Origin of the sequence: Kribbella qitaiheensis, from assembly GCF_014217565.1 — a bacterium.
Lineage (GTDB): Bacteria > Actinomycetota > Actinomycetes > Propionibacteriales > Kribbellaceae > Kribbella > Kribbella qitaiheensis_A.
Genome location: NZ_CP043661.1, coordinates 2,476,613 through 2,500,339, shown reverse-complemented (window position 1 = coordinate 2,500,339; position 23,727 = coordinate 2,476,613). Strand labels below are relative to the sequence as shown.

The window sequence follows — 23,727 nt, the reverse complement described above, 5'->3', positions numbered from 1 at the left end:
CGTTGACTTGGTGGCGGGACCCAACCGGTCTGGGGGGTCCGCGGGTAGACAGGGTGTGTCGACGATGACGAATGAGCGGAGTGCGAACGCTCCGCCCGCGGACGGGGCAACGTTCGTCGCGTGGGTGCGCCCACATCTGGCCGCGATGGCCAGGGTGGCCGCGCGGCTCGCGGTGGGAGCCGACCGCGACGACATCGTCCAGGAGTCACTCACCAGGGCGTGGATGAAGCGCGACCAGTACGACGCCTCCCGCGGTACGGCGTCATCGTGGTTGCTCGCGATCACCGCGGACCAAGCCCGCAAGGCGGCCCGCCGGTTACGACCGGTCGCCGAGCTCGACGACCACGACGCCCCAGTAGCCCGCCAGGACGTCGAAGCGCGGGTTGACGTCGACCAGGCACTGACGACCTTGTCCACACGGCAGCGACTGGCTGTGGACTGCTACTACTTCGCTGACTTGTCGATTACTGACACCGCAGCGGTGATGGGTTGCTCCGAGGGCACCGTCAAATCAACTCTTTCCGATGCGCGGGCACGCCTGCGCTCCTTGCTGGAGGTCAGCGAATGAGCCCGACCGACGAGGTCGACGACCTGCTGACGGAGGCTGGTGCCCGCTGGCGGGCCGGTCAGCCGTCCCCGCCCGAACCGGACCTGGACCGGATCATCGTGTCGAAGAAGCCGCGCCGCTGGGTCGTCCCAGCGCTGGCCGCCGCCAGCGTCGCGGCGATCGCGACCGCCGCGATCGTCTTCCTGCCCGACCGGAACGACCCGTCGCCATCCGTTGCCCAAGGCAAAGAGTCGACGGCGGCGGGCAAGGGCGCGATCGCATCGACCGGAGCCAGGAAGCATCCACTGCAGGTGCGGAACGGCGACCGGGTCCAGGTCGACGGCCAGGTGGTCGCCGCCCCCGCCAAACCGGCCGTCTACTGCATCCCGGTCGCCTCGGATCTGCCGGCGACCGTCGGCGCGCCCCCGAAGCCCGCGGCCTGCGCGCCCGGCGCGGAGGTCAAGCTCACCGGAGTGGACCCGGACAGGCTGTCGGGGTTGCCGACGGTCGACGGCGTGAAGGCCGGATTCGCCCACCTGGAAGGGATCTGGACCGACGGCCAGATCGCCGTCGACAAGCAAGGTCCGGTGGTGAAGCTGCCGGACGCCGGGTCGACCGTCCCGTGTGCCGCACCGACCGGCGGGTGGAAGCCGGGCGACTCCAGCGACCTGGTCACGCCGGCCGTCGAGGCGTTCGTGAGCGCACGCCCGAACCAGTTGCAGGAGCTCTCGATCGGCTGGCCGAACGGTCTCCCGACCGACAACGGCGCCTCGACCGGTCCGAGTGTTCTGATGATCGGGGTCGCCCATGGTGACGTCGCCCAGATCCGCCGGCTCCTCACCCCGCTGGTCAAGGGCAACCTCTGCGTCACCCAGGTCAAACTCAGCAAGACCGAGGTCGACAACCTCCGCAACAAGCTCGCCGCCATCCCAACCTCCGTACTGAGCCCCCTCAGCTACGGCGGCGGCGTCGGCGACCACCCCGTCAACATCGACCTACGCGTCCTCGACGACAAGGCCGTCACCGCCCTCGAACCCCTGGGCCTCGACAACCTCAACATCCAACCGGTGATCAAACCAGCCCCTTGATCACCGGCGAAGCACACGGCCCCCGGGAAGACCAGCTTCCCGGGGGCCGCGTGCTGTTGGTGACTACCGATCGTCAGCCATGCACCCTGTCCTGCAACGAGGTCCGGCGCCCGAGAAGGTCGCCGCGATCAGCTGAGTAGGTCGATCAGGGCGTCGCCGCGAGGGGTGCGTTGGATGCGCACCTCGCGGCCGGCGCGTTGGCGGACGACCAGGCCGGCTGATGCGAGCTGGGTGCAGTGGTACGTCGCGGTGCTCGGTCCGGCGTCCAGTTGATCGGCCACGCCACCCATGCTGTTCGGGCGGTCCAGTGCCCGCAGGATCGCGGCCCTGATCGGTCCGAGCAGCAGGCTCAGGCTGTCCTCGGCCGTGACGACCGGTCCGGTGCCGAGTCGCTCCAACCCTGGCACCGGATAGCCGAGCCATGCCCGGTCGGGCTCGTCCAGGTTGAACACCGAGGCGGCCGCACCGGAGACGAGCGGCACCATGACGAGCGGGCGATCCTGGAGCTCGACCCGGTACGGATAGCGGTCGGAGAGGTAGAGGGTCTGGTCGGCGTACCGGACTCTGGTGCTCAGGTTCGACAGCAGGACGTCGAGACCGCCGGTGACCACGGCCCGCACCGATCCGCTCGGCCTCGCGGGTGCGGAGGGCGGTGGACTGCTGCCAGATCGGGGCGTACGCCTTCCAGGCCGCGGCGAGCACCTTCACGTACAGGCTGGTCCACTGCCTCGGCCTGCGCAGGGCGCCTCGCCACGGCGTGGGCGGCTCGCCGGGTGCCAGCATCTCGACGCCTTCGCTGAGGTCGTCGGGGGAGAGGTCGGCGACCCTGGTGAGCTGGTCCTGGACGGGTGAGCCGTCGATGCCCAGTGGGGTCAGGCACGCGGGAAGCAGCGCGCGAGTGCGGTCGAACATCGGCGTCACCGCCTGGGCCGCGTCGGTGGGCAGCGAGCGGCGGACGGCCCGGAGCCAGTCGGGCGCGATGCCCTGCCGGGGTCCGCCGAGCGCGTCGACGACGATCGAGATCAGGCTGGCCATCGGAGCCGGCGCGACGGCGATCCGGACCCGGTCGAGGTCGCCCAGGACAAGCTCGGTGTGCCGTGGGCTGAGAGTCTGCAGTGCGACTCCTTCGGCTTGCACCGTCATCGGTGGACACCCTCCACTCGGCAAAACTCGTCTGGACCAGATGAATGGCCACCAGGCCACTATCGGTCACGGCGGGGGCCCGTCCAGTCCCTTTCGAGCGTCGTGGAAAGGGTTGACGGTGAGTTTGCGAGGTGTTCGCCGGCTGGGCTCAGCGTTTGTGGAAGAAGTCGACCAGGAGACGCGCGGTGGCGGCCGGCTGGTCGATCGCGGGGGAGTGACCCGCGTCGGGGACCGTCTGCGCCCGTACGCCGAGGGTCTCGGCCATCGCGTCCTGGATCGGGAGCGGCCAGCCGTCGTCGGTCTCGCCGTACACGACCTGCGCCCGGACGCCGGACCTGGCCAACTGGTCCGTTCTGTCGTCGGTGTCCAGCAGCCGCTTGGTGATCTCGGCCAGCCCGATCGGGGCGTTCCCGGTGAACCGCTTGCGCAGGAAAGCGGTGACGTCACTGGCCGGCGCCACGTACGAGAGCTCCTTGCTGTCGTGGTCCAGCTTCAGGTCGTAGACCTGCTCGATCGGCAGGTTCTCCAGGCCGAAGGCGAGCATCTGCAGCCCTTGCCGCGTCACCTCGTCGCCGAAAGCGCCAGGGCCTGAACAGAGCAGCGTGATGCTGGAGAACACACTCGGGTCGGTCAGCACGGCCTCGCGCGCGACCAGGCCACCGAACGAGTGCCCGACGAGTTGGCTGTAGCCGCCGAGCGCCGTGCTCATCGCGACCACGTCGGCGCCGAACTCGGCCAGCGTGTACGCCGTGGCGTCGGCCGGCCCGGGCGTCTCGTACTGGCCGCGCTGATCCACGGCGACGGCGATCCACCCGTACCGCGCGAGGTGGTCCACGAGTGGGGTGAAGTCCTCTTTGCTACCGGTCCAGCCGGGGACCAGCAGCACCGTGCCGAGCGGAGTACCGACATCCGGGCGGGCCTGCAAGGTGGCGAAGCTGCCACGGTCGGTGTCCAGGGTCGCGGGGTGCACCCCGTCGGGCAACGTCAGCGTGCGCGGAGTACTCACACCCAACCGTAACCCGTCCCCCGATCGTTGCGTCCGAAGGCTCGAGGGTCCTGCCCCACGGGGCTTCGGACGCAACGGGTCGGCGGGGTGGGCTACCGGGCGTTCCGGGGTGCGGCACAATGACGACCGTGCCTCGCACACTCGCGGTTGCCAACCAGAAGGGCGGCGTGGCCAAGACGACCACGGTTGCCTCACTCGGAGCTGCCCTGGTGGAGCTCGGTCAGCGCGTGCTGCTGGTCGACCTCGATCCCCAGGCCTGCCTCACGTTCTCGCTCGGCATCGATCCCGAAGACCTGGACAAATCGATCCACCACGTCCTGCTCGGCGGGGTGAAGGCGCGCGACGTGCTGGTCGGCACCGACGAGGGCCCGGACCTGTTGCCGGCCACGATCGAGCTGGCGACGGCGGACGTCCGGCTGGCGGCCGAGAGCGGACCGGAGCAGATGGTCCGTACCGCGCTGCGCCCGCTGCGATCGGCGTACGACTGGATCCTGATCGACTGCCCACCGACGCTCGGTCTGCTGACGGTGAACGGGTTGTCGGCGGCATCCGATGTACTGATTCCCTTGCAGTGCGAGACTCTGGCGCACCGCGGGGTCGGCCAGTTGCTCGACACCATCCACGATGTCCAGCAGCTGACCAACCCCGGCCTGCAGGTCCTCGGCGTACTCCCGACCCTCTACGACGGCCGCACGACCCACGCCCGCGCTGTCCTGGACACCATCGCCGAGGTGTACGAGCTGACCGTCCTGGCTCCCGCGATCCCCAAGTCGATCCGCTTCGCCGAGGCGCCCGCGATCGGCCGGACGATCTTGAGCACCGCCTCCCGTACTGCGGGCGCCGACGCCTACCGAAAGCTCGCCGCCAACCTGCTCTAGCTCGGGTCGCGGTACTTCGGTGGGGGCAGCACACCAGCGCCCGGCGCGGAGCCGCCGGCGGTTGCTGTCGCCGGAACCGGAGTCCTGCGGAAGCGGTGGCGGTAGCGCCAGAGCGGGACACCGATCAGGGCGAGGGCGATCAGGAAGGGGAGCAGGGCGCCCAGGGCCGTCAGCAGAACGGTGAGGGTTGCGACGAAAGCGTGCCAGCCGCCCTTCAGGCCGGCCAGGAATCCGGTGTCGTCCTTCTCCACCACCGGGGCCTTGCCTGGTTCGGCGAGGATCAGGCTGAGGGTCGCCAGCTCGGTCTGGCCCGCCAGCGCCTTCTGCTTGGCGAGCAACGCCTCGAGGTCGGACTCACGCCGGGTCAGCTCGGACTCGACGGCGACGATCTCGCCGATCGTCGTCGCCTTCGTGAGCAACGCCCGCATCCGTTCCAGGCCGGCCCGCTGCGTGGAGATCCTGCTCGCGACGTCCACCACGGCCTCGGTCGCGTCGGTGGATTCCTGGTGGATCGCGGTCCGCCTGCCGAGTCCGGAGAGTTGCTGGATCGCTTTCTCGAACGACGCGGTCGGCACCTTCAGCACCAGGTTCGCCCGGGTGATCCGGCCGTCGGCGTCGCTGCCGGAATCCTCCGTCGCGACCTGACCGTTCAGGCCGGTGACGATGGTGCCCGCCTTCTGGCGTTGGGCATCCACGTCGTCGGCCTCGACCGTGAGTGAACCGGTCTTGATGATCGCCCGGGTCACCGCCGGCTGGTCGGCGGCGCCGCCTCCGGACTGTGGCGCCTTGCCGTCCGCCTGTGAGGCATCTCCCTGCGCCTTCTCCGGCGCCGGTACAGCAGCTCCTTGCGTGTCGCCGGAACTGTTGCCTGCGTCGCCTGCGCTGCAGGCGGACAGCAGTACGGCCGCGGCCAGGATCACTCCTGCTGCCGCGGCCGTGATACGCGTCCTCGTCATCGCCACACCTCTTCCCACCCGATGGTCAACGTTCTGATCTAGGACGGGTGAGGTGAGGGTGTTCGTTGCGCGAGACCGGTCACCGTTCAGCCACGAACCGGTCTCGCTTCGTACTGCGTTACTCCGCGCCGTACTGAGTGACTCCGGCGCCGTACTGCGCTACTCCGGCGCCGTACTGCGCTACTCCGGCGCCGTACTGCGCTACTCCGGCGCCGTGAAGGTCGGAACCACCGCGGAGACCTTGGCGGCCTTGGCCCGCTTCGGCTTCTCCTCGGCAGCAGCCTCCGCCGCGAACGGCGCGTCGGTCGCCTTGACAGCGCGCTTCCGCGTCCTCTTGGCCGGGGCTTCGTCGCTGCTCGTCTTGACCGGCTTCGCCGGGGCGTCGTCGCTCACCTGAGGCTTGGCCTCGGCGGTCGCCTTCGTTGCACGCTTCCTCGGCGCCTTGGCGGGCGCCTCATCGCCACTCGCCTTGACCGGCGCCTCGGCGCTGACCTCGGGAGTGGTCTCGGCGACGGCCTTGGTGGCACGCTTCCGGGTCCGAGTTGCCTTGACGGGAGCCTCGTCGCCACTCGCCTTGACGGGTGCCTCGTCGCCACTCGCCTTGACGGGTGCCTCGACGCTCGCCTTGGCGGACGTCTCGTTGGCGCTCGCCTTGGCCGGCGCCTCGGCGCTGACCTCGGGGGTGGTCTCGGTGACGGCCTTGGTGGCCCGCTTCCTCGTCCGGGTCGCCCTCGGCTTGTCCTCGGCCGGAGCCTCGACGGACTCGACCTTGCTCTCGGCAACCTCGGCCTTGGCCTCGACGACCTCGGTGGCCGGAGCCTCCGTGGTCGCGGCGGCATCGGTGGAGCTCGACGTACGGCGGCGGCTGCGCTGACGGGGCTTGCGCTCGCGCGACGCCTCGGCGGCCTCGGTCGACGACTCGGCCGTCGGCGGCACCACGGTCTTCGCGGTCACGTCGTCGTCGGACTTCGGCTGCGTCGCCGCTGCCTCGCCCTCGACCGTACGGCCGCTGCGGGTACGTCGCCGGTTGCGATTGGTCCGCTTCCGGTTCGACCGCTCGCCGCCGTCGCCATCGGCCTTGTGCTCGCCGCCCTTGTGCTCACCCCGCGACTGCTCACCCCGCGACTGCTCGCCGCGCGACTCGCCACGGTCACCGCGGTCGCTGTCGGAACGGCGGGCCGGCCTGTCCCGGGCCGGCTTGTCCTCGGCCGGGCGGGCCCGGCTTGATCCGGCCCTTCGCCTCGGACGGGATACCGAGATCGTGGTACAGCTCCGGGGAGGTGGAGTAGATCTCCTGCGGGTCCTCGTACGGAAGGTCGAGGGCCTTGTTGATCGTCTTCCAGCGGACGATGTCCGGCCAGTCGACGAAGGTGACGGCGATGCCGCTGGCGCCGGCCCGGCCGGTACGGCCGATCCGGTGCACGTAGGCCTTCTCGTCCTCCGGGCAGGTGTTGTTGATGACGTGCGTGACGCCCTCGACATCGATACCGCGGGCGGCGACGTCGGTACAGACGAGCACGTCGACCTTGTCCCCACGGAACCTGGTCAGCGCCCGCTCGCGAGCCTGCTGGTTCAGGTCACCGTGGATCGCCGCTGCCTTGAAGCCGCGGTCGATCAGGTCGTCGGTGAGGCGGGAGGCCTCCCGCTTGGTCCGGCAGAAGATCATCACCCGGCCGCGGTCGTCGGCCTGCAGGATGCGGGCCACCACCTCCGGCTTGTCCAGGTCGTGCGCGCGGTAGACGAACTGCGCGGTGGCTGGAACCATCTGCGAGTCGTCGTGCGACTCGGCGCGGATGTTCAGCGGGTGCCGCATGTGCGTCCGGGCCAAGGTGATGACGGCGGACGGCATGGTTGCCGAGAACAACATCGTCTGGCGCAGTTCGGGGGTCTTGCGCAGGATGCGTTCGACGTCGGGCAGGAAGCCCAGGTCGAGCATCTCGTCGGCCTCGTCGAGGACGAGGACCTTGATGTGGGACAGGTCGAGGACGCCCCGGTTGGCCAGGTCGAGCAGCCGTCCCGGCGTACCGACGACGACGTCGACGCCGGACTTCAGGGTGTCCAGCTGCGGGTCGTAGGCGACCCCGCCGTAGATGGTGAGGATCCGGACCGACCGCACGGTGGAGGCGGTGGTCAGGTCCTTGGCGACCTGGATGGTCAGCTCGCGGGTCGGGGTGACGACCAGCGCTTGCGGTTTGCCGGGCGCGGCCAGCTCCTCGTAATCGGCTTCGCCGGGGGAGATGGTGCGTTGCAGCAGCGGGATACCGAACCCGAGGGTCTTACCGGTACCGGTGCGGGCCTGGCCGATCAGGTCGGTCCCCATCAGTGCGATGGGAAGCGTCATCTCCTGGATCGGAAAAGGCTCCACGATGTTGACGCGATCGAGCGCGTCGCAGATCTCGGGCAGGACGCCGAGCTCACGGAAGGTGGTCAGGCTGATCGCCTCTCACATGCTTGTGCGGACAGTTGCAGCAGGGCCGGGCGCCAGGGGCGGATCGAAACGATCCACCCTCGAATTTCACGGCGCGGGACACTGTGCAAGCGGCTCGCACCAGCTGCCCATCTGGGCGCGTCACCGGCGAAACACCCCCCAGTGTAGCGGGAATACCCGCCACGGCCGCCTCGCGCGGATTCCACCCCGGCTACCGCTGGCCCGATATGGTGCGACCCATGACCGAGCAACGCGAGGGAATCAATCAAGACAGCCCGACTCGTGCCTCGCAGACACCGCAGCGAAGCGAGGATGTCTGTGAGTGAGCTGACGGCCTTTGATGATCCCGCCTACCGGGCCGCGGCGGTGGATCTGCTGGGCGTGCTCGCGTACGGCGAACTGACGGCGTTCGAGCGGATCGCCGAGGACGCGAAGCTCGCGCCGACGCTCGACGACAAGGCCCAATTGGCGCAGCTGGCAACGACCGAGTTCGGGCACTTCGTCCAGCTCCGGGACCGGCTGGTCGCGCTCGGGGTGGACCCGATGGACGCGATGCAGCCGTTCGTCACGCCACTGGACGCTTTCCACGACCACACCGCGCCGTCCGACTGGCTCGAGGGCCTGGTCAAGGCGTACGTCGGCGACGGCCTGGCGAACGACTTCTACCGCGAGGTCGCGGCGTACGTCGACGCGGAGACCCGGGCGCTCGTGCTCGAGGTGTTCGCGGACTCCGGTCAGGCCGAGTTCGTGGTGGACCGGGTCCGGGCCGCGATCGAGGAGGACCCGAAGCTGGGTGGCCGGCTCGCGCTCTGGGGTCGTCGGCTGGTCGGCGAGGCACTCAGCCAGGCGCAGCGGATCGCCGCCGACCGTGACCCGCTGGCCGCGCTCCTGGCCGGCAGCGTCGACCGCCCCGGTCTCGACCTAGCCGCCATCGGCCGCATGTTCACCCGCCTAACCGAGGCCCACACCGCCCGAATGAACGCCCTCGGCCTCCAGGCCTGACCCACCCCGATCGCTTGTGTCCGAACCTCCGAGGGTCCTGCCCCTCACAGCTTCGGACGCAAGCGCCGGCGTGATGCCGCGCGCTGTCGGGGGTGACGTCGCGTCCGAATGGCAGAGGGGCAGAACCCTCACCTCTTCGGACGCAAGACCCCCTAAAGCACAACGGCCGCCTGCCCCGGGTGGGGTGGCGGCCGCTGAGGTGAGGTTGGTCAGGCAGTGGATCTCGACCGGCCCTGATAGCCGGCGATGATGGCGACCACGATCACCGCGCAGACGATCTGGATCAGGTACTGCGTCCAGTCCGGTCCGCTGGTGTCCTTGACGCCGACGGCCTTGGCGATCAGACCACCGATGAAGGCACCGATGCCGCCACCGAGGATGGTCCAGCCGAGGCTGATGTTCTGCTTGCCGGGGAGCACCAGACGGGCAAGCGGCCCGAAGATGATGCCGGCGATGAGGCTGACGATGAGCATCCAGACCCAGTACACGGTTTCCTCCTAGAGGGATGACTGACCTGCAGTCACCCTGGTGCCCTGGGCTAAACAGACCACCAGACCCGCAGGTCTAACCCTCATCGTCCTCAGTTCGTCGCACTCCGCAACAGGGACACGCGGCCGGGTGCCGAACCGTTGTCAACCCGACCCCGAAGCCGGCCACTGTGATCAGTACCGGGCCGGCTCTGGGACGGGGTTGTGAGGCGCTCAGATGGCGCCGAAGCCGACCTTGCGGCTGGAGACCTCACCGATCTCGACATATGCCAGCCGGTCGGCCGGAATCAGCAGCTTGCGGCCCTTCTCGTCGGTCAGGGACAACAGGTTGCTCTTACCGCTGAACGCGTCCGCCACGACCTGCTCGACCTCGGCCGGGCTCAGTTCGCTTTCCAGCACCAACTCGCGATTGGCGTGCTGGACGCCGATCTTGACCTCCACGAAACCCTCCCGGGCGCGTTCCGACCGGCGGCTCTCGCCGGTACCCGATTCGAGCCTATCCGTTGCCGGCCCCCCGCTCTCACCAGTCCGCCCAGAGCAGAACAACCCGAGAGCGGGGAAAACAAGGGAAGGCGATGGATGGGGGGAGCAGACAGACGTGCGAAGCGGCGGCGCGCCGTACGGAGTTGGTGATGTGGGCCAGTACGTCGGGCGGCTTCTGTTGTCCGGTCAGGCTTCGGTGCGGGGGAAACCGCGGATGCCACGCCAGGCCAGGCTCGCGACCAGGTCGGCGGCCTGCTCCTGGGCCAGCGACGGGTTGTCGGCGGCCAGCCAGTAGCGGGCGCTGACCTGGGCCATCCCGACCAGGCTGACGGCCAGCACCATCGACTGTTCCTTGTTCAGCCCGGCGTCCGCGCTGATCACCTCGGAACACGCCTCGGCGCACGCGTGGGTGACCCGGTCGACCCGCTCGCGGACCGCGGGCTCGTTGGTCAGGTCCGACTCGAACACCAGCCGGAACGCGCCCTGGGCGTTCGCGACGTACTCGTAGAAGGCGTGGATGGTCGCGCCGACCCGCTCCTTGTTGTCCTCGGTGGACCGCAGCGCTTCCCGGACGGAGGCGACAATGGCCTCACACGAGCTGTCCAGCAGTGCCAGATACAGGTCCAGCTTGCCGGGGAAGTGCTGGTACAGGACGGGCTTCGAGACGCCGGCGCGATCGGCGATGTCGTCCATCGCGGCGGCGTGATAGCCGTTCGCCACGAAGACCTCCTGGGCCGCCTCGAGCAGTTGCGCGCGGCGGGCCAGCCGCGGCAGGCGGCTGCCGCGCTTGGGCGCAGTCTCGGGTGTCGTCGACACGTCGGCTCCTTCGGTCTTGCGGTCCAGCGGCCGGCACGGCCCCGGGTAGTTGAACTGAATCTTACCTAGCGGTAGTCACCTGCGTCCGCTCGACAGACGGATCAGCCTCGATCAGGCGGTCAGGACGGCAATGGTCGCGGGTCGTCGTACAGGCCCTCGAGCACGTCCCCGTACTCCTCGATCCGGGCCAGCACGTCGGCCGGCAAGAAGGTGAGTTCTTCCACCGAGGTCGCCGCGGCCACCTCGTCCCAGTCGATCGGCGTGGAGACCCGCGGCTCCTCGGCGCCGCGCAGCGAGTACGGCGCGAGCGTGGTCTTGGCGCCGGCGTTCTGGCTCCAGTCGATGAACACCTTGCCGGGCCGGAGCGCCTTCGTCATGTTCGCGGTCACGTTCTCCGGCAACGCCTCGGCCAGCTGCTCGGCCAGTTGCCTGGCGAACGCGCTGGTACTGCGGGACGTCGCCGGCTCGATCGGCACGTAGAGGTGCATCCCCTTGTTTCCGGAGGTTTTCGGCCAGCCTTCGAGGCCGAAATGGTTCAGCAGTTCGCGCAGCGCCAGGGCCACGTCGCAGCACTCGACGATGGTCGCTCCCGGACCCGGGTCGAGGTCGAACACGATCAGGTCGGCGGTCGGCGTCTTGCCGTCATCGGAGAGTCCGATCCGCCACTGCGGGACGTGCAGTTCGAGCGCGGCCAGGTTGGCGAGCCACACGATGGTCTGGACGTCGTCCGCCACGACGAAGTCGGCCTCGTCCCGCCCGGTAGAGCTACCGGGGGTCGGCAGCGTCACCGTGCGGACCCAGGCCGGCGTACCCCGAGGAGCGTTCTTCTCGAAGAAGTACGCCGCGCCGGTGCCGTCCGGCCAGCGCTTGCGGGTCAGCGGCCGATCCGACAGGTGTGGCAGCAGCAGCGAGGCCACCTGGTGGTAGTAGTCGATCACCTCGGCCTTGGTGAACCCCGTCTGGGGATAGAGCACCTTGCCGAGGTTGGTGAGCTTCATCGTCTGCCCGTCGACCTCGGTGGTCAGTTGCGTCTGTCCGGCTGCCATGTCTCCCAGTGTCCAGTGTCATTCGCTCAAATCGCTCCGTCGAGAAGCGGCCTACTATGGCTTTCGTGGAAAGTTACGGGTCAGTAACCGGCGCTACGGTGCCGTTGGGGGCGCAGGAATGGCCGGCGCGAACAGTGCGGGTCGCTGGTGTCGAACTGTTGGTCAGAGACGTGCCGGGGGCGGCCAAAGACCTTCCACCCGCCCTGTTCGTGCACGGGCTCGGCGGCTCGTCGCTGAACTGGACCGCTCTGGGGCTGCTGCTGAACGACACGGTCCGCGGCCTCGCGCCGGACCTGCCGGGCTTCGGCCGGACGCCGCCACTCGCGGGCATCGGTGGGATCCGGCAGCAGGCGGCCCTGCTCGGTGAGCTGATGGACGCCGAGTTCGACCAGCCGGCGCACGTGTTCGGGAACTCGATGGGCGGGGCGGTCGCGGTCGCCCTGGCGGCATTGCGTCCGCGGCAGGTCGCGTCGCTGACCCTGATCTCACCGGCGTTGCCACATCCCCGGCCATCGGCGACCGCGGTCTGGTTCACCGCGCTGGCGATTCCCCGGCTGGGCAGAATGGTGCTCGACCGGACCAAGCGGATCCCGTTCGACCGGCGGCTGGAGACCGGCCTGTCGATGGTCTTCGGTGATCCTCGTGCGCTGCCGCCCGAGCTCCGAACCGTGTACGAGGACGAGCTGCACCGGCGCGACGAACAGCCGTGGGGGGCGCAGGCAACCCTGGACGGTGCCCGCAGCATCATGCTCTCCTACCTCGCGCCGCCGCGGCGCTCGCTGTGGGTGGACGTGGCCAAGGTCCAGGTCCCGGTGCAGCTGATCTACGGCGGCAAGGACCGCCTGGTCGATGCCCGGATCCGCACCAAGGCCCAGCGCGCGTTCCCCGATGCCCGGCTGCTCTATCTCCCGCGGTCCGGCCATGTCGCCCAGATGGAACACCCCGAGCTCGTCGAGAAGGCCTTCCGCCAGCTGATCGCGTGAGCTATTGCAACGAAGCTGGCATCTGATCCGCACATCCGCGCGGCCACCCGGCGGCACGATTGGCGTCGACTGACGTACTAACAGCCCGGCGAGACCGATGGCACCTCCTCAGGTAGCCATCTGGGCGCCCAAGATCATCCCGGGGGATGATCTTGGGCCGACTTCGCTGTTCTCGACAACCCGCCGCCAAACCCGGGAGTCAGTCGAATTGATCTGTCTGCTGACGAAAGGATCGTTGTGCGGGTATTCGGAAGTCTGGGGCTTGCGGTCGTGCTACTGGGTGGCACACTGCTCGGACCCGCCGGCCAGGCCCAGGCCGTAACCACTGCACCACCAGTCTTTGCCAACGGCGCTCTACGACCGGTTGCCAAAGGCAAAGGCTGGAAGGTGCAAAAGGTTGCTGGGGGATATCAACTGACATTGCGGCTGACGACGCCGGCGCCGTTGCGAGACGCGCTGCCGTTGATCGCCGTCGACGGAAAGACCGTGGGGATCGCCCGGCAGTCACCGGATCGGCTGACCGCCACCGTGGTGAGTTCGGATCCGGCGCTGTTGAAGGCCAAGGACGTGAAGCTGGTGTGGTCCACGGACGGCACCGACGACGAGAAGAACAAGCGCGGCCGTCTCGCCGGTGGACCCACCGACGCCGACTGGCTGAAGGCGCCGAAGGGCCCGCTGCTGGCGGCCGACCCCGGTGCCGCCGGCAGATACGCGGTCGAGACCGCGGAGTACAACCTGGGTGACGAGGCGGTTTATCTGCCGGGCCTGGGCCAGAAGTCCGAAGTACGGGGCAAGGTCTATTCGCCCAAGGGTGTGGCCGGCGCCAGGCCGCTGGTGATCTTCCTGCACGGCCGGCACCAGGTTTGCTACGGCGAGGCGACCGAGCCGTCGGACAAGCCCTGGCCGTGCGCGCGGGGGGAGAAGATGGTCCCGAGCTACCGCGGGTACGACGGTGCCGCGAAGGCGCTCGCCAGCAACGGGTATCAGGTGGTGTCGATCAGTGCGGACGCCATCAACGCGTATGACGGCGGCGTCGTCGACACCGGCGCCCAGGCGCGTGCGGAGCTGATCCTGGACCACCTCGATCTGTGGAAGAAGTGGTCCACTCTCGGCGGCGGTCCGTTCGGGAGCAAGTTCGTCGGCAAGGTGGATCTGACCAACGTCGGCCTGATGGGTCACTCGCGTGGTGGCGAAGGCGTCGCCCGCGCGGCCGTGCTGAACGCCGACCGCGGTGGCAAGTACGGGATCCGCGCAGTACTGCCGCTGGCGCCGACCGACTTCGCCCGGGCCACGGTGCCCGGCGTCGCGATGAGCGTCATCCTGCCGTACTGCGACGGCGACGTCTCCGACCTGCAGGGCCAGAAGTTCTACGACGACACGCGGTACTCCGTGACCGGCGACACCGCGCCGCGATCGACCGTGACGGTGCTCGGCGCGAACCACAACTTCTTCAACACCGAGTGGACCCCGGGTCAGTCCGAGGCGCCCTCGAACGACGACTGGTACGGCGAAGACGACAAAGCGTCACCGTGCGGTGCGAAGTACGCGGGCCGGTTGACGCCGAAGCAGCAGCAAGCCGTCGGTACGGCGTACGTGGTCGGCTTCTTCCGGCTACAGCTCGGCCACGAGACCCAGTTCTACGGGCTGCTCGACGGATCGAACAGCCGGGCCGCGTCGGCCGGCAACTCCGTAGTACGGGTCGTATCGCAGGCGCCGGCCGGAAGCAGGCGGGACCTGAACCACTTCGACCAGGCGCTGAAGGCCGGAGCGGTCACCGGGAACGCCAAGGCGACGGTGTGTGCGGGTGTGGACGCACCTGCCGGTCGGGCTGTCGCTGACACGGCCAAGTGCGTGACGAGCGAGGACAGTGCACAGTCACCGCACTGGATCGAGGCGTATCTCGCCGCGAAGACCCCGACGACGGCGGTCACCAAGCTGACTTGGACGGGCAAGAACGGTGCGGTCCGGGTCAACCTGACCGCGGCCCAGCGGGACGTCCGGCGGTACTCCGCACTGTCGTTCCGGGCGGCACCGGACCCGGCGGGCGCACCGAAGACCGACCTGAGCGTCGTGGTCATCGACGGCAAGGGCAAGTCGGTCTCGATTCCGGCCTCCAGCCTCGGCGACGCACTGGTGCGGATGCCCGGCTCGAACGACAGCGGGCTGCCGAAGAACCTGCTCCGGACGGTCCGGATCCCGACCAGCTCGCTGAAGGGGATCAACCTGCGCGACGTCCGGGCGGTCGAGCTGCGGACCGACAAGGTCGCCTCCGGATCGGTGTTCATCAGCGATCTGGCCTTCTCCAGGCCGGACCTCGGCAAGTCGGCGCCGTCGCGGCTGCCGCAGCTGTCGGCGTCCAGCATCGGCAGGATCCCCGAAGGCGACAGCGGCACGAAGAACGTCGACTTCTGGGTGACGATGTCGCGTCCGAGCCCCGTCGCGGTGAGCGTGTACGCCGAGACGAACGGCAACCTGAGCAGCTCTGTCGGTGCAGTTGCCGAGCACCTCGTCTTCAAGCCGGGCCAGACCCGGAAGAGGATCACCGTGGCGATCACCGGCAATACCCGTGACAGTGCGGACGCAGAGTTCAGTCTGGTGCTGTCCGCGCCGAAGCAGGCGTTGCTGGCGGCGTCGTTCGGGTACGGCACGGTGATCGACGACGACCCGACGCCGACGATGACGATCGGCCCGGCGACGGCCGCGGAGAACGCGGGCTCGCTCAAGTTCCCGATCAAGCTGTCGGCGCCGAGCGACGACTACGTCTTCGTCTCGGGCACGCTGAAGAACGGCACCGCGGTGATCGGGAAGGACTTCCTCAACCCGAACGACGACGGCAGCGAGCCGCAGCCGATCGACTACATCGACGGCTACCTCGAACCGGGCCAGACGACCGGCGTGATCGAGGTGAAGCTGGTCGACGACAAGGTCAAGGAGCCGACCGAGACCTTCAGGGTCGAGCTCACCGAGGCCGGCGGGGCCGAGATCAAGCTCCCACTGTCCCTGACCGGGACCATCACCGACAACGACTGATCCATCGCTGGTAGCAGCGCCCGGAGCAGCCAGCTCCGGGCGCTGCTGCGTTCCCCGGCCGCACGCCTTCCCGCACCTGCACCCGATCGCCGGCGCCGGCCCGGCTGTCCGTAGTACGGGATGAATGTCTTGGGATGCGGACCTGGGTGGGGTGTGCTGGAAGCGTGCGGGAACATGGGGGAGGTGCGACTGGTTGTAAGTCGTGCCGCACGTTTTCCCGCTGACGAGGAGTTGTCCGTGTCACTGCCACCGCTGGTCGAACCGGCCGCTGAGCTGACCATCGACGAGGTCCGCCGGTATTCCCGGCACCTGATCATCCCCGAGGTCGGGATGGCCGGCCAGAAGCGGCTCAAGAACGCCAAGGTGCTGGTCATCGGCGCCGGCGGTCTGGGCAGCCCCGCGCTGCTGTACCTGGCCGCGGCCGGTGTCGGCACGCTCGGCATCGTCGAGTTCGACACCGTCGACGAGTCGAACCTGCAGCGCCAGATCATCCACGGCCAGTCCGACATCGGGAAGTCCAAGGCCCAGTCGGCCAAGGAGTCGATCCTCGAGGCGAACCCGTACACGAACGTCGTCCTGCACGAGGTGCGCCTCGACAACGACAACGTGTTCGAGATCTTCGAGCAGTACGACCTGATCGTCGACGGCACCGACAACTTCGCCACCCGGTACCTGGTGAACGACGCCGCGGTGCTGCTCGGCAAGCCGTACGTCTGGGGCTCGATCTTCCGCTTCGACGGCCAGGTCAGCGTGTTCTGGGCCGAGCACGGCCCGTGCTACCGGTGCCTCTACCCGGAGCCGCCGCCGCCCGGCATGGTCCCGTCCTGCGCCGAGGGTGGCGTGCTCGGCGTGCTCTGCGCGTCCGTCGGCGCCGCCCAGGTGACTGAGGCGATCAAGCTGCTCACCGGCATCGGCGACCCGTCGCTCGGCCGGCTGAACATCTACGAGGCCCTCGACCTGAACTGGCGCGCGCTGAAGGTTCGCAAGGACCCGAACTGCGCGATCTGCGGCGAGAACCCGACCGTCACCGAGCTGATCGACTACGAGAGCTTCTGCGGCGCGATCACCGAGGAAGCGGCCGACGCGGCCGTCGGTTCGACCATCTCGGTGAAGCAGCTGAGCGAGTGGATCAAGCTCAAGGACAACGGCGAGAAGGACTTCGTCCTGATCGACGTCCGCGAGCCGAACGAGTACGAGATCAACCGGATCCCGGGCTCGGTGCTGATCCCGAAGGCCGACTTCCAGACCGGTGTCGCCATCGAGCAGCTCCCGCAGGACAAGCAGTTGGTCTTCCACTGCAAGTCCGGCGTCCGCTCCGCCGAGGTCCTTGCCATCGCCAAGGGCGCCGGCTTCTCGGACGCGGTCCACGTAGGCGGCGGCGTCGTCGCCTGGGTCGACCAGATCGATCCGTCGCAACCGACGTACTGATTCCGTACTTACGAACCCCTCGGCTCACTCCTCCGGAGCCGAGGGGTTCGCTGGTCCCGTCTGCCGTTGGCTAGAAGGGCATCCGGCAAGTGGCGACCGCTTCGGCGCCCAGCTGGTCGCCTTCGAGCAGTTCGACTCGAGGGTTGTCATCGCGTCCTGACACGGTGCGCATGTAGCCGACCGCGTCCGTACGGACGGTGGCGATCGGATCGCCTTCGCCAAGGCGATAGCTGCCGCCGCCCTGGCCGGTGAGGATCAGTTCGACCGGAGCACCCTTCCAGAACGGGCCGTCCTGAACGTCGAGCATCACCTGCGCGATCAGCTCCTCGGCGTACGGGCCGGCGTCGAAGGTGCGACCGAGCGTTTGGCACACGTCGTCGCGATGCATCCACAGGTCGCGGGCGAGCAGGATGTCCTGGATGTAGCCGAGTTCGAGCTTGTCGAAGCCCGGCATGCCCTCGACCTTCATCTGTATCCGCCGGATCAGCGCCGGATTGCGGCTGATCGTCCGCGTCGCCTTCCTCCACAGCCTGGCGAATCGCTCCTGCAACTCGGCCGGCGGCGTACCGCGGTGGTCGTCCGCTTGGACCAGCATGTGCGCGTCGAGCAGTCCGATGGCCGGGTAGTCGCGCCGTGCCCGGCGGTCCCGGAGCGGGAAGGACCACGGCCGGTTGACGTCCTCGGCCTGCCCGCACAGATGCCCGACGATGTCGGCCACATCCCATTCGGTGCAGACCGTACTACGGCGCCAGTCGGCCTCGTCCAGCGAGTCCATCAAGTCACGCCAGGACTGGATCTCGGCGTCGCGGTGCTTGCGGGTGGTGGCTCGGTCGGCCCGGGGAATGTCCCGGGCATGCAACGTGGTGGTGCTCATGTCTTCCCCCTGGTTGGCTTGTACCGCTCGTAGAACATGTCGACGACGACGGGCATCAGCCGGGTGAACCGGCCTTCCTCGTACGTCGCGTGGGGCTCGTTCGCCATCTGCTGGGACAACAGACCGGCCGTCATCGCCGTGAACAGGGCGATCCCCTCTTCGCTGACCGCGGTGGGTTCGAGCTGCCCGGCCTCGACCGCGGCCCGCAGGTTGCTCCGAAGGTCTTCCACCATGTCCTGGGCCGGGGCGAAGGCCTCCGGCGACGGCTCGAACCCCGGAACCGTGCGCCAGAAGAGCAATTGACTGAGAACCTGGTTCTCCATGCACCACTGGCCGAACGCGGTGACTCCGATCAGCCCGAGCCGGAGTTGGTCCGTCGTGGTTGCGGCGGCCCGGGCGGCGCGCTGCGCGCCGCAGACCTGCTCGGCGCCGCGCTGGAAGAGCGCGTCGTAGATCGCCATCTTGGAAGCGAAGTACTGGTAGAGCGAGGGCGGCTGCATGCCGACCTGGCGGGCCACCGCGGACAGACTCAGGGCGGCGACGCCCTCGGACTCCATCAACGCCACGGCGACGTCGAGGATCTCGTCGATCGTCTGCTGGCGGCGGCGTCCACGGCGGTCGAGGTCTTGTGATGTCGACATGACCTAAGGAAAACCTAATGGCATTAGGTATGTCAACACCTCGTAGATTTGTCCCCGCCGGGACGTACTGTCGGAGTATGTGCAGAAACATCACCGTTCTCCGTGGACTAGAGCCGGCGGCGACCTCCGAAGAGGTGTACGCGGCTGCCCTGCAGTACGTGCGCAAGGTGACCGGGGTCGGCTCCCTGAGCGCGACCACTCGCGGTCCGATCGAGCGCGCCGCCGCCGAGGTGGCCCGGATCACCGAGGAGTTGCTGGCCGAGATGCCGGACCGCCGGGTGCCGCCGCAGACCGTGCCCCCGCTACGCAGACCCGAAGTACGGGCTCGTCTCGGCCTCGACTGACCCGCTCCACCCGCCATGCCGCCGGTGGTTGAGGACTTACGCTCAGGCGACTCGTTGCTCGGCGAGGTCGAGCCAGTGGTCGACCTCGGCGGCGCTGAAGTGCCGGATCGCCCAGTCGGTCATCCGCAGGCTCATGTGCGCCCACATGGGCCGCAGCACGGCGGGCGGGAAACCGTCGAGGAGCTCGTCCAGCCTCTGCTCGATCGCCGGGCCGGAATTGTGGGCGCCGAAGCGAAGAGTGACCAACGGATCGGAGTACGTCGACAACCGCCAGCGACCCCCGCATCTCCTCGACAGTCGACCGCGGCCGCCACTTCAACACCGACCGCCGCCCGTCTTCCCACCGGACATAGGCCGCCCCGACCTCACCCCCGGAACAGAACCCTTCGACAACCAGCCGCACCCCGGCCTCACGCTCGAGCCCGGCCACCATCCGGCCGGCATCAAGCCGCTCGACAGCTCCCCAGCCTTGATGTGAAGTAGTCACCGACCCGATTATCGCCACCCACAGCCCCGTCGCGCCCAGCATTTGGAGAGGCTGCGGCTCAGGGGTGGAGGAGTAGGGTCCGAGCTGCCGGAAAGCCTTTACCCAGGAGGAACTGCGATGCGGTTTGCGATCAAGACCAGGCCCGAGCACACGACATGGCAGCAGATGCGCGACGTCTGGATCGCGGCGGACGAGTTCGAGATCTTCGAGTCGGCCTGGCACTGGGACCACTTCTACCCGCTCAGCGGCGACATGGCCGGCCCGAACCTGGAGGCGTGGACCACGCTCGCGGCACTGGCTCAGGCGACCAAGCGGATCCGGGTCGGCTGCCAGGTGAGCGGGATGATCTACCGGCACCCCGCAGTCCTGGCGAACATGGCCGCGACCACCGACATCATCTCCGGCGGCCGCCTCGAACTCGGCATCGGCGCCGGCTGGAACCAGCTGGAGTGCGACGCGTACGGGATCGACCTGCCGCCGCTGAAGGAACGCTTCGACCGGTTCGACGAGGGCGTCGAGGCGATGGTCGCGCTGCTCACCCAGAAGGTCGCGAACTTCGACGGTCAGTACATCAAGCTCACCGACGCGTACTGCGAACCGAAGGCCGTCCAGACCCCGCACCCGCCGATCACCATCGGCGGCAAGGGCCCCAAGCGCACCCTGCGCGCGGTCGCCCGCTGGGCCCAGCAGTGGAACGTGATCGTGCCGAACCCCGAGGAATGGACCCCGCTCAAGGAGATCCTGCTCGGCCATTGCGCCGACCTCGGCCGCGACCCCGCCGAGATCACCTGCTCGGTCAACGTCCGCATCGACCCCGACCAACCCCTCGACAAGGCCGTCGCCGACGCCGCCGCCTACGGCGAAGCAGGCGTCGACCTGGTCGTCATGAACCTTCCCCTGGACGCCCCACCCTCGGCAGTAGAACCCCTGGCCAAGGCCCTGGCCTCTTTGGCCTAGTAAGAACGCAGCCCGCCACCTGACCTGTAGGCCGCCCGCACCCTCTCTTTGTCGGTGCGGGCGGATACCGTTCGTGGCGTGGACAGGGAGGAATACGTAGAAGCAGTCCTGCTGGCCGTCGAGTCGATCCCGCCCGGCACCGTCGCGACGTACGGCGACATCGCCGCCTACGTAGGCCAAGGCGGCCCCCGTCAGGTCGGCGCCATCATGCGCGAGTACGGCGGCGGTGTCCCCTGGTGGCGCGTGATCCGAGCCAGCGGCATCCCCGCCGAAGAAGTAGGCGACACCCAACTGGAACTCCTCCGCGGCGACGGCGTCCGAGTAACCAACGGCAAAGTAAACCTCCACCAATCCCGCTGGACCCCCAACGACTAGCCCACGCGACTCCTCCACCTCAGGAGAAGAACAGCTCGGCCACCTTCTCGCCGAACCCGGGCACGTACCGGCCTTTCGCCATCAGGCCGGCGAGATCCGCCGGTGACAATTTGGGGTACTTCATGCGATTCGACATCCCCTGGACGGCCCCGCGAACCATCGCTGGAACATCGGCCAGCCGGTCCAGCAGGAACTGGTCCGGCTCGACGACAGCTTGCCTGCCGGACAGGACGCGGCCGGAAAGTCGCGCACATTCTCAGTCACCAAATGACCGCTCCACCAGGAGACGGGTCGAGTTCCCGGCGGACTTCGTCGAGGATCTCGTCCTGCCAGACGGGCCTGAAGACGGCCTCGTTCGCGCAGGAAAGCAGGAGGTCCCGCAGGCCGGCGGGAATCAGTACGCATGCATCGAGAGCACCCACCGACGGCGTGGGATGCGGGGCCGGCACGTGTCAGAAGTCCTCGTCCGAATAGCCATCTTCGGGGGCGATCGATGCCAGTGCCTGCTCGCGATCGAGGCGCTGACGCCGACCGTGTTCCTGGATGTCGGACAGCAAGAACCTGTGCCGGTTGCCCACCCGGACATGCGGAATCTTGCCTTCGCGCGCAAGCTTCACGACGTACGGCCGTGAGACGTTCAGCAAGTCGGCGGCTTCCTGGCTGGTCAGTTCTGTGTCCCAGCTGTCCCCGATGAGCAGGCTGAGCGGTCCGGCATTGAGCGCGGCGACGATCTGCCGCAAAGCCGCCAGCGCCTCGCCTGTCACCTCCACGCTCGACCTGCCATGGACCAGCGTCACTTCGGAACCTCGGTTGATGATCCGGTCGATCTTCTTGAGCAGATCCGGCTCCGGCTCGGTGACCGGCACGACGAGACCATCTTTCGGCGGTGCCGCGACTTCCTCTGCCGCGGTCCTTCGCAGCCGCGCCGGGTGCTTGACGGCGACGATGCGACCTGGCCTCTTGGGGAGCTTGGCCGCTGACGAACCTCTCCCGGCGACTTTGGCGGGTGCCGAACCAGTTGCCCGAACACGAGGCTGCTCAACGCCCGCCTCGTGCTTGCGTGCAGCAGAGCTCGCCCTTTTCCTGGTCCCTGGCTCCGCTGCGACGCTGACCTTGGCGCTCTTCCTGATGGCCACGACCCACCCCCTTCAGCCGCATTCTATCCGAAATAACCGAAACAGCCGAAATGTTCGAACGATCGGCTAGCGGGCCCAGGGCTCTATTCGATGTGCGCCTGTGGGTGATTGGGGCTCGGCGAGGGAGCGGCGGCGGACGTCCTCGGCGAAGGGGGAGAGGCCGATCTCGGCTCGGCGGCGGTCTATCGCGGCCAGGTCGGTTGGGTGGGTGAAGACTGCTTGGCCGTCGACGACGGAGTACGCGGAAATCAGTACTGCGAACTCCGGCGGCTCGTCGGCTCGGGCGTGGAGGTTGTCGGCGAGGTGGGCCAGATGGCGAGGGTGAGCTTCGCCTTTCAGTACGGCGTCTTCGAGAATCGGCAGGCAGGTGCGTTGGAAGGCCAGGCCCTCGGGGGTTCCGATGGTCGGCACGCCGGAGCCGACGTGCTGGAGGATCAGCCAGGCCGCGTCGGCCCCGTCCTCACCGACGAGCGACCTCCCCGGCCACCCGTACTGGGTGATGATCTGCCCCAGCCACTTGGTGTTCTCGTGGACGACGGTGATCACCCGGCGAACCGTGGCAGGTGCGGTCTCGGCAGGTGCCCACTCGAGCAGCCCGTAGGGCCAGACAATGCTGGCAGCCGCTTCCGGTCGGGAGGCAAACGATTCGCGGTACTCGTCGGCTGACGCGAGGAGCGCCGCCACCGCCGCACGGTCGGCGTCCAACCGCCCGAGCAACTCGCTTCGCAACTCTTCATGCATCGGCGAAGTACCTCCGCAACTTTTGCGCGTACGGCGCTCGCTCGTCGGGCGTAGCCGTGGTTTCTAGATGGCGCGTGCCATAAAGGTTGTCGCCGCGGTAGCGAGGAAAGACATGGACATGCAGATGCCAAGCGTCCTGATGTCCATCAGGCTCGTTGTGCTGCCGCGTCGACACCCCGCTACACCCGTACGTCGACCGGATCGCAACCGCGACCTCACGAACCAGATCATGTACCGCGTACCCGTCGGCGGCCGGCAGATCGTACAGATTCTCGTGATGCGCCCGCGGCGCGACCAACACCTGCCCCTTGTTGTTCGGCCACCACCGGGACGACACAAACGCAAACGCCCCCACCGACTCCAGCACCAGATCGTCCTGCGCAGTCACCTCATCCTCACCACCAGACGCCACCAAACAGAACGGACACCGATAATCAACCGGCTCATGATTGAACACACCAACCCCAAAGACGAGAACCACCACCTTGCCACGCTCCCGCTGCCTTCCCGGCGGACAGAAAACAGCTGCCTGAACAGACCGTGCCCACACTCACCCCTGGGACCGCCACCAGACGGTTTCGTTGCCCACTACCTGCCCGCGGTTCGGGCGTCCTTGTGCACTGGCTGAGCATTCCGCCGGCGGAGAACGCTCACCGGATGCACATAGGCAGGCAATCGACCCGGTCACTCCGGGCCTTTGTGCGCGGCCTGAGCATGCAATCGGCCCCGAATACTCAGCCGGTGCACAAAGGCGTCCATGCCGCAGGCGAGGCTTCAGCGATAGCCGAGCAGCTGCGACCACCTCGCCTTCATCTAGGCGCGACGTAGGAGCGCCGTCCCTGGGGTAGGT

General features: G+C 68.2%; 26 protein-coding genes and 1 pseudogene. 11 read left to right on the top strand and 16 right to left on the bottom strand.

Annotated features, from left to right (window positions below; all coding sequences use genetic code 11):
* Positions 1-64: 64 nt before the first annotated feature.
* Both F1D05_RS11395 and F1D05_RS11390 read left to right on the top strand, forming a co-directional pair.
* Entirely contained in the window at positions 65-568 is a 504-nt protein-coding gene (locus tag F1D05_RS11395; protein ID WP_185447469.1) for an RNA polymerase sigma factor, read from the top strand.
* Positions 565-1,635, top strand: coding sequence for a hypothetical protein (locus F1D05_RS11390; RefSeq protein WP_185447468.1), 1,071 nt, complete (start codon positions 565-567; stop codon positions 1,633-1,635). Before F1D05_RS11395 ends, F1D05_RS11390 begins: the two co-directional genes overlap by 4 nt.
* 128 nt (positions 1,636-1,763) lie before the next feature.
* Here F1D05_RS11390 and F1D05_RS11385 read toward each other — a convergent pair whose 3' ends face one another.
* A complete protein-coding gene (locus tag F1D05_RS11385) occupies positions 1,764-2,246 on the bottom strand; it encodes a winged helix-turn-helix domain-containing protein (protein ID WP_185447467.1) in 483 nt (160 codons plus the stop codon).
* Here F1D05_RS11385 and F1D05_RS11380 point away from each other — a divergent pair.
* Positions 2,239-2,487: a hypothetical protein gene (locus F1D05_RS11380; protein ID WP_185447466.1), complete on the top strand. Its 249-nt coding sequence runs from the start codon at positions 2,239-2,241 to the stop codon at positions 2,485-2,487. The two genes, F1D05_RS11385 and F1D05_RS11380, sit on opposite strands and share 8 nt — an antisense overlap.
* Before the next feature lie 439 nt (positions 2,488-2,926).
* Here the strand turns inward: F1D05_RS11380 and F1D05_RS11375 are convergent, their stop codons facing one another.
* A complete protein-coding gene (locus tag F1D05_RS11375) occupies positions 2,927-3,784 on the bottom strand; it encodes an alpha/beta fold hydrolase (RefSeq protein ID WP_185447465.1) in 858 nt (285 codons plus the stop codon).
* Between the two features lie 119 nt (positions 3,785-3,903).
* Here F1D05_RS11375 and F1D05_RS11370 point away from each other — a divergent pair, with 119 nt between their 5' ends.
* On the top strand, positions 3,904-4,662 hold the full coding sequence (locus tag F1D05_RS11370) for a ParA family protein (RefSeq protein WP_185447464.1): 759 nt from the start codon (positions 3,904-3,906) through the stop codon (positions 4,660-4,662).
* Here F1D05_RS11370 and F1D05_RS11365 read toward each other — a convergent pair.
* From F1D05_RS11365 to F1D05_RS11355, 3 genes and pseudogenes are all read right to left on the bottom strand, one after another.
* On the bottom strand, positions 4,659-5,618 hold the full coding sequence (locus tag F1D05_RS11365) for a DUF4349 domain-containing protein (RefSeq protein WP_246486604.1): 960 nt from the start codon (positions 5,616-5,618) through the stop codon (positions 4,659-4,661). The genes F1D05_RS11370 and F1D05_RS11365 overlap by 4 nt on opposite strands.
* A gap of 201 nt (positions 5,619-5,819) precedes the next feature.
* Positions 5,820-6,572, bottom strand: a complete 753-nt coding sequence (locus F1D05_RS11360) for a hypothetical protein (protein ID WP_185447461.1) — start codon at positions 6,570-6,572, stop codon at positions 5,820-5,822.
* Between the two features lie 271 nt (positions 6,573-6,843).
* Positions 6,844-7,959, bottom strand: a pseudogene (locus F1D05_RS11355) (DEAD/DEAH box helicase); the annotation flags it as partial.
* A gap of 399 nt (positions 7,960-8,358) precedes the next feature.
* Here F1D05_RS11355 and F1D05_RS11350 point away from each other — a divergent pair.
* On the top strand, positions 8,359-9,048 hold the full coding sequence (locus tag F1D05_RS11350) for a ferritin-like fold-containing protein (RefSeq protein WP_185447459.1): 690 nt from the start codon (positions 8,359-8,361) through the stop codon (positions 9,046-9,048).
* A 209-nt stretch (positions 9,049-9,257) separates the two neighbouring features.
* Here the strand turns inward: F1D05_RS11350 and F1D05_RS11345 are convergent, their stop codons facing one another.
* The 4 genes from F1D05_RS11345 to ligD form a co-directional block, all read right to left on the bottom strand.
* Positions 9,258-9,536, bottom strand: coding sequence for a GlsB/YeaQ/YmgE family stress response membrane protein (locus F1D05_RS11345; RefSeq protein WP_206686174.1), 279 nt, complete (start codon positions 9,534-9,536; stop codon positions 9,258-9,260).
* A gap of 213 nt (positions 9,537-9,749) precedes the next feature.
* Entirely contained in the window at positions 9,750-9,977 is a 228-nt protein-coding gene (locus tag F1D05_RS11340; RefSeq protein WP_185447457.1) for a DUF3107 domain-containing protein, read from the bottom strand.
* A 228-nt stretch (positions 9,978-10,205) separates the two neighbouring features.
* Entirely contained in the window at positions 10,206-10,835 is a 630-nt protein-coding gene (locus F1D05_RS11335; protein ID WP_185447456.1) for a TetR/AcrR family transcriptional regulator, read from the bottom strand.
* Positions 10,836-10,954: 119 nt separating this feature from the next.
* On the bottom strand, positions 10,955-11,881 hold the full coding sequence (ligD, locus tag F1D05_RS11330; protein ID WP_185447455.1) for a non-homologous end-joining DNA ligase: 927 nt from the start codon (positions 11,879-11,881) through the stop codon (positions 10,955-10,957).
* A gap of 158 nt (positions 11,882-12,039) precedes the next feature.
* Here ligD and F1D05_RS11325 point away from each other — a divergent pair, with 158 nt between their 5' ends.
* The 3 genes from F1D05_RS11325 (at position 12,040) to moeZ (ending at position 17,322) form a co-directional block, all read left to right on the top strand.
* A complete protein-coding gene (locus F1D05_RS11325) occupies positions 12,040-12,864 on the top strand; it encodes an alpha/beta fold hydrolase (RefSeq protein ID WP_246486602.1) in 825 nt (274 codons plus the stop codon).
* Positions 12,865-13,251: 387 nt separating this feature from the next.
* The gene (locus tag F1D05_RS11320; RefSeq protein ID WP_246486601.1) at positions 13,252-15,894 is read left to right on the top strand and encodes a Calx-beta domain-containing protein; all 2,643 of its coding nucleotides are present in this window, start codon (positions 13,252-13,254) and stop codon (positions 15,892-15,894) included.
* A 237-nt stretch (positions 15,895-16,131) separates the two neighbouring features.
* Positions 16,132-17,322, top strand: coding sequence for an adenylyltransferase/sulfurtransferase MoeZ (moeZ, locus tag F1D05_RS11315; protein ID WP_185447452.1), 1,191 nt, complete (start codon positions 16,132-16,134; stop codon positions 17,320-17,322).
* Between the two features lie 70 nt (positions 17,323-17,392).
* Here the strand turns inward: moeZ and F1D05_RS11310 are convergent, their stop codons facing one another.
* Positions 17,393-18,196, bottom strand: a complete 804-nt coding sequence (locus F1D05_RS11310; protein ID WP_185447451.1) for a maleylpyruvate isomerase family mycothiol-dependent enzyme — start codon at positions 18,194-18,196, stop codon at positions 17,393-17,395.
* On the bottom strand, positions 18,193-18,837 hold the full coding sequence (locus F1D05_RS11305; protein ID WP_185447450.1) for a TetR/AcrR family transcriptional regulator: 645 nt from the start codon (positions 18,835-18,837) through the stop codon (positions 18,193-18,195). Before F1D05_RS11305 ends, F1D05_RS11310 begins: the two co-directional genes overlap by 4 nt.
* 77 nt (positions 18,838-18,914) lie before the next feature.
* On the opposite strand from F1D05_RS11305, the gene F1D05_RS11300 reads away from it, so the two are divergent.
* The gene (locus F1D05_RS11300; RefSeq protein ID WP_185447449.1) at positions 18,915-19,181 is read left to right on the top strand and encodes a DUF2277 domain-containing protein; all 267 of its coding nucleotides are present in this window, start codon (positions 18,915-18,917) and stop codon (positions 19,179-19,181) included.
* Positions 19,182-19,223: 42 nt separating this feature from the next.
* On the opposite strand, the gene F1D05_RS38795 is transcribed toward F1D05_RS11300, so the two are convergent.
* Positions 19,224-19,427, bottom strand: a complete 204-nt coding sequence (locus F1D05_RS38795) for a hypothetical protein (RefSeq protein WP_206686173.1) — start codon at positions 19,425-19,427, stop codon at positions 19,224-19,226.
* Positions 19,428-19,785: 358 nt separating this feature from the next.
* Here F1D05_RS38795 and F1D05_RS11290 point away from each other — a divergent pair, with 358 nt between their 5' ends.
* Positions 19,786-20,625 (top strand): TIGR03560 family F420-dependent LLM class oxidoreductase, encoded by an 840-nt coding sequence (locus tag F1D05_RS11290; RefSeq protein ID WP_185447448.1) that lies wholly within the window; start codon positions 19,786-19,788, stop codon positions 20,623-20,625.
* Between the two features lie 78 nt (positions 20,626-20,703).
* Positions 20,704-21,000, top strand: a complete 297-nt coding sequence (locus tag F1D05_RS11285; protein ID WP_185447446.1) for an MGMT family protein — start codon at positions 20,704-20,706, stop codon at positions 20,998-21,000.
* A 260-nt stretch (positions 21,001-21,260) separates the two neighbouring features.
* On the opposite strand, the gene F1D05_RS11280 is transcribed toward F1D05_RS11285, so the two are convergent.
* From F1D05_RS11280 to F1D05_RS11265, 4 genes are all read right to left on the bottom strand, one after another.
* Entirely contained in the window at positions 21,261-21,422 is a 162-nt protein-coding gene (locus F1D05_RS11280; RefSeq protein WP_185447445.1) for a hypothetical protein, read from the bottom strand.
* 30 nt (positions 21,423-21,452) lie between these two features.
* Entirely contained in the window at positions 21,453-21,866 is a 414-nt protein-coding gene (locus F1D05_RS11275) for a helix-turn-helix domain-containing protein (RefSeq protein WP_185447443.1), read from the bottom strand.
* 336 nt (positions 21,867-22,202) lie between these two features.
* Complete coding sequence (locus tag F1D05_RS11270; RefSeq protein WP_185447441.1) at positions 22,203-22,877, bottom strand: DUF6624 domain-containing protein; 675 nt, start codon at positions 22,875-22,877, stop codon at positions 22,203-22,205.
* Complete coding sequence (locus F1D05_RS11265) at positions 22,870-23,361, bottom strand: HIT family protein (RefSeq protein ID WP_246486600.1); 492 nt, start codon at positions 23,359-23,361, stop codon at positions 22,870-22,872. The genes F1D05_RS11270 and F1D05_RS11265 overlap by 8 nt, the downstream gene beginning before the upstream one ends.
* Positions 23,362-23,727 lie beyond the last annotated feature (366 nt).

What these genes read in the sequence shown, in the direction of transcription:
- F1D05_RS11300 (WP_185447449.1), top strand. Translation starts at nt 18,915, where the DNA reads ATGTGCAGAAACATCACCGTTCTCCGTGGACTAGAGCCGGCGGCGACC.
- F1D05_RS11270 (WP_185447441.1), bottom strand. Translation starts at nt 22,877, where the DNA reads ATGCATGAAGAGTTGCGAAGCGAGTTGCTCGGGCGGTTGGACGCCGAC.
- F1D05_RS11305 (WP_185447450.1), bottom strand. Translation starts at nt 18,837, where the DNA reads ATGTCGACATCACAAGACCTCGACCGCCGTGGACGCCGCCGCCAGCAG.
- F1D05_RS11390 (WP_185447468.1), top strand. Translation starts at nt 565, where the DNA reads ATGAGCCCGACCGACGAGGTCGACGACCTGCTGACGGAGGCTGGTGCC.
- F1D05_RS11290 (WP_185447448.1), top strand. Translation starts at nt 19,786, where the DNA reads ATGCGGTTTGCGATCAAGACCAGGCCCGAGCACACGACATGGCAGCAG.
- ligD (WP_185447455.1), bottom strand. Translation starts at nt 11,881, where the DNA reads ATGGCAGCCGGACAGACGCAACTGACCACCGAGGTCGACGGGCAGACG.
- F1D05_RS11370 (WP_185447464.1), top strand. Translation starts at nt 3,904, where the DNA reads ATGACGACCGTGCCTCGCACACTCGCGGTTGCCAACCAGAAGGGCGGC.
- F1D05_RS11350 (WP_185447459.1), top strand. Translation starts at nt 8,359, where the DNA reads ATGTCTGTGAGTGAGCTGACGGCCTTTGATGATCCCGCCTACCGGGCC.
- F1D05_RS11365 (WP_246486604.1), bottom strand. Translation starts at nt 5,618, where the DNA reads ATGACGAGGACGCGTATCACGGCCGCGGCAGCAGGAGTGATCCTGGCC.
- F1D05_RS11395 (WP_185447469.1), top strand. Translation starts at nt 65, where the DNA reads ATGACGAATGAGCGGAGTGCGAACGCTCCGCCCGCGGACGGGGCAACG.
- F1D05_RS11310 (WP_185447451.1), bottom strand. Translation starts at nt 18,196, where the DNA reads ATGAGCACCACCACGTTGCATGCCCGGGACATTCCCCGGGCCGACCGA.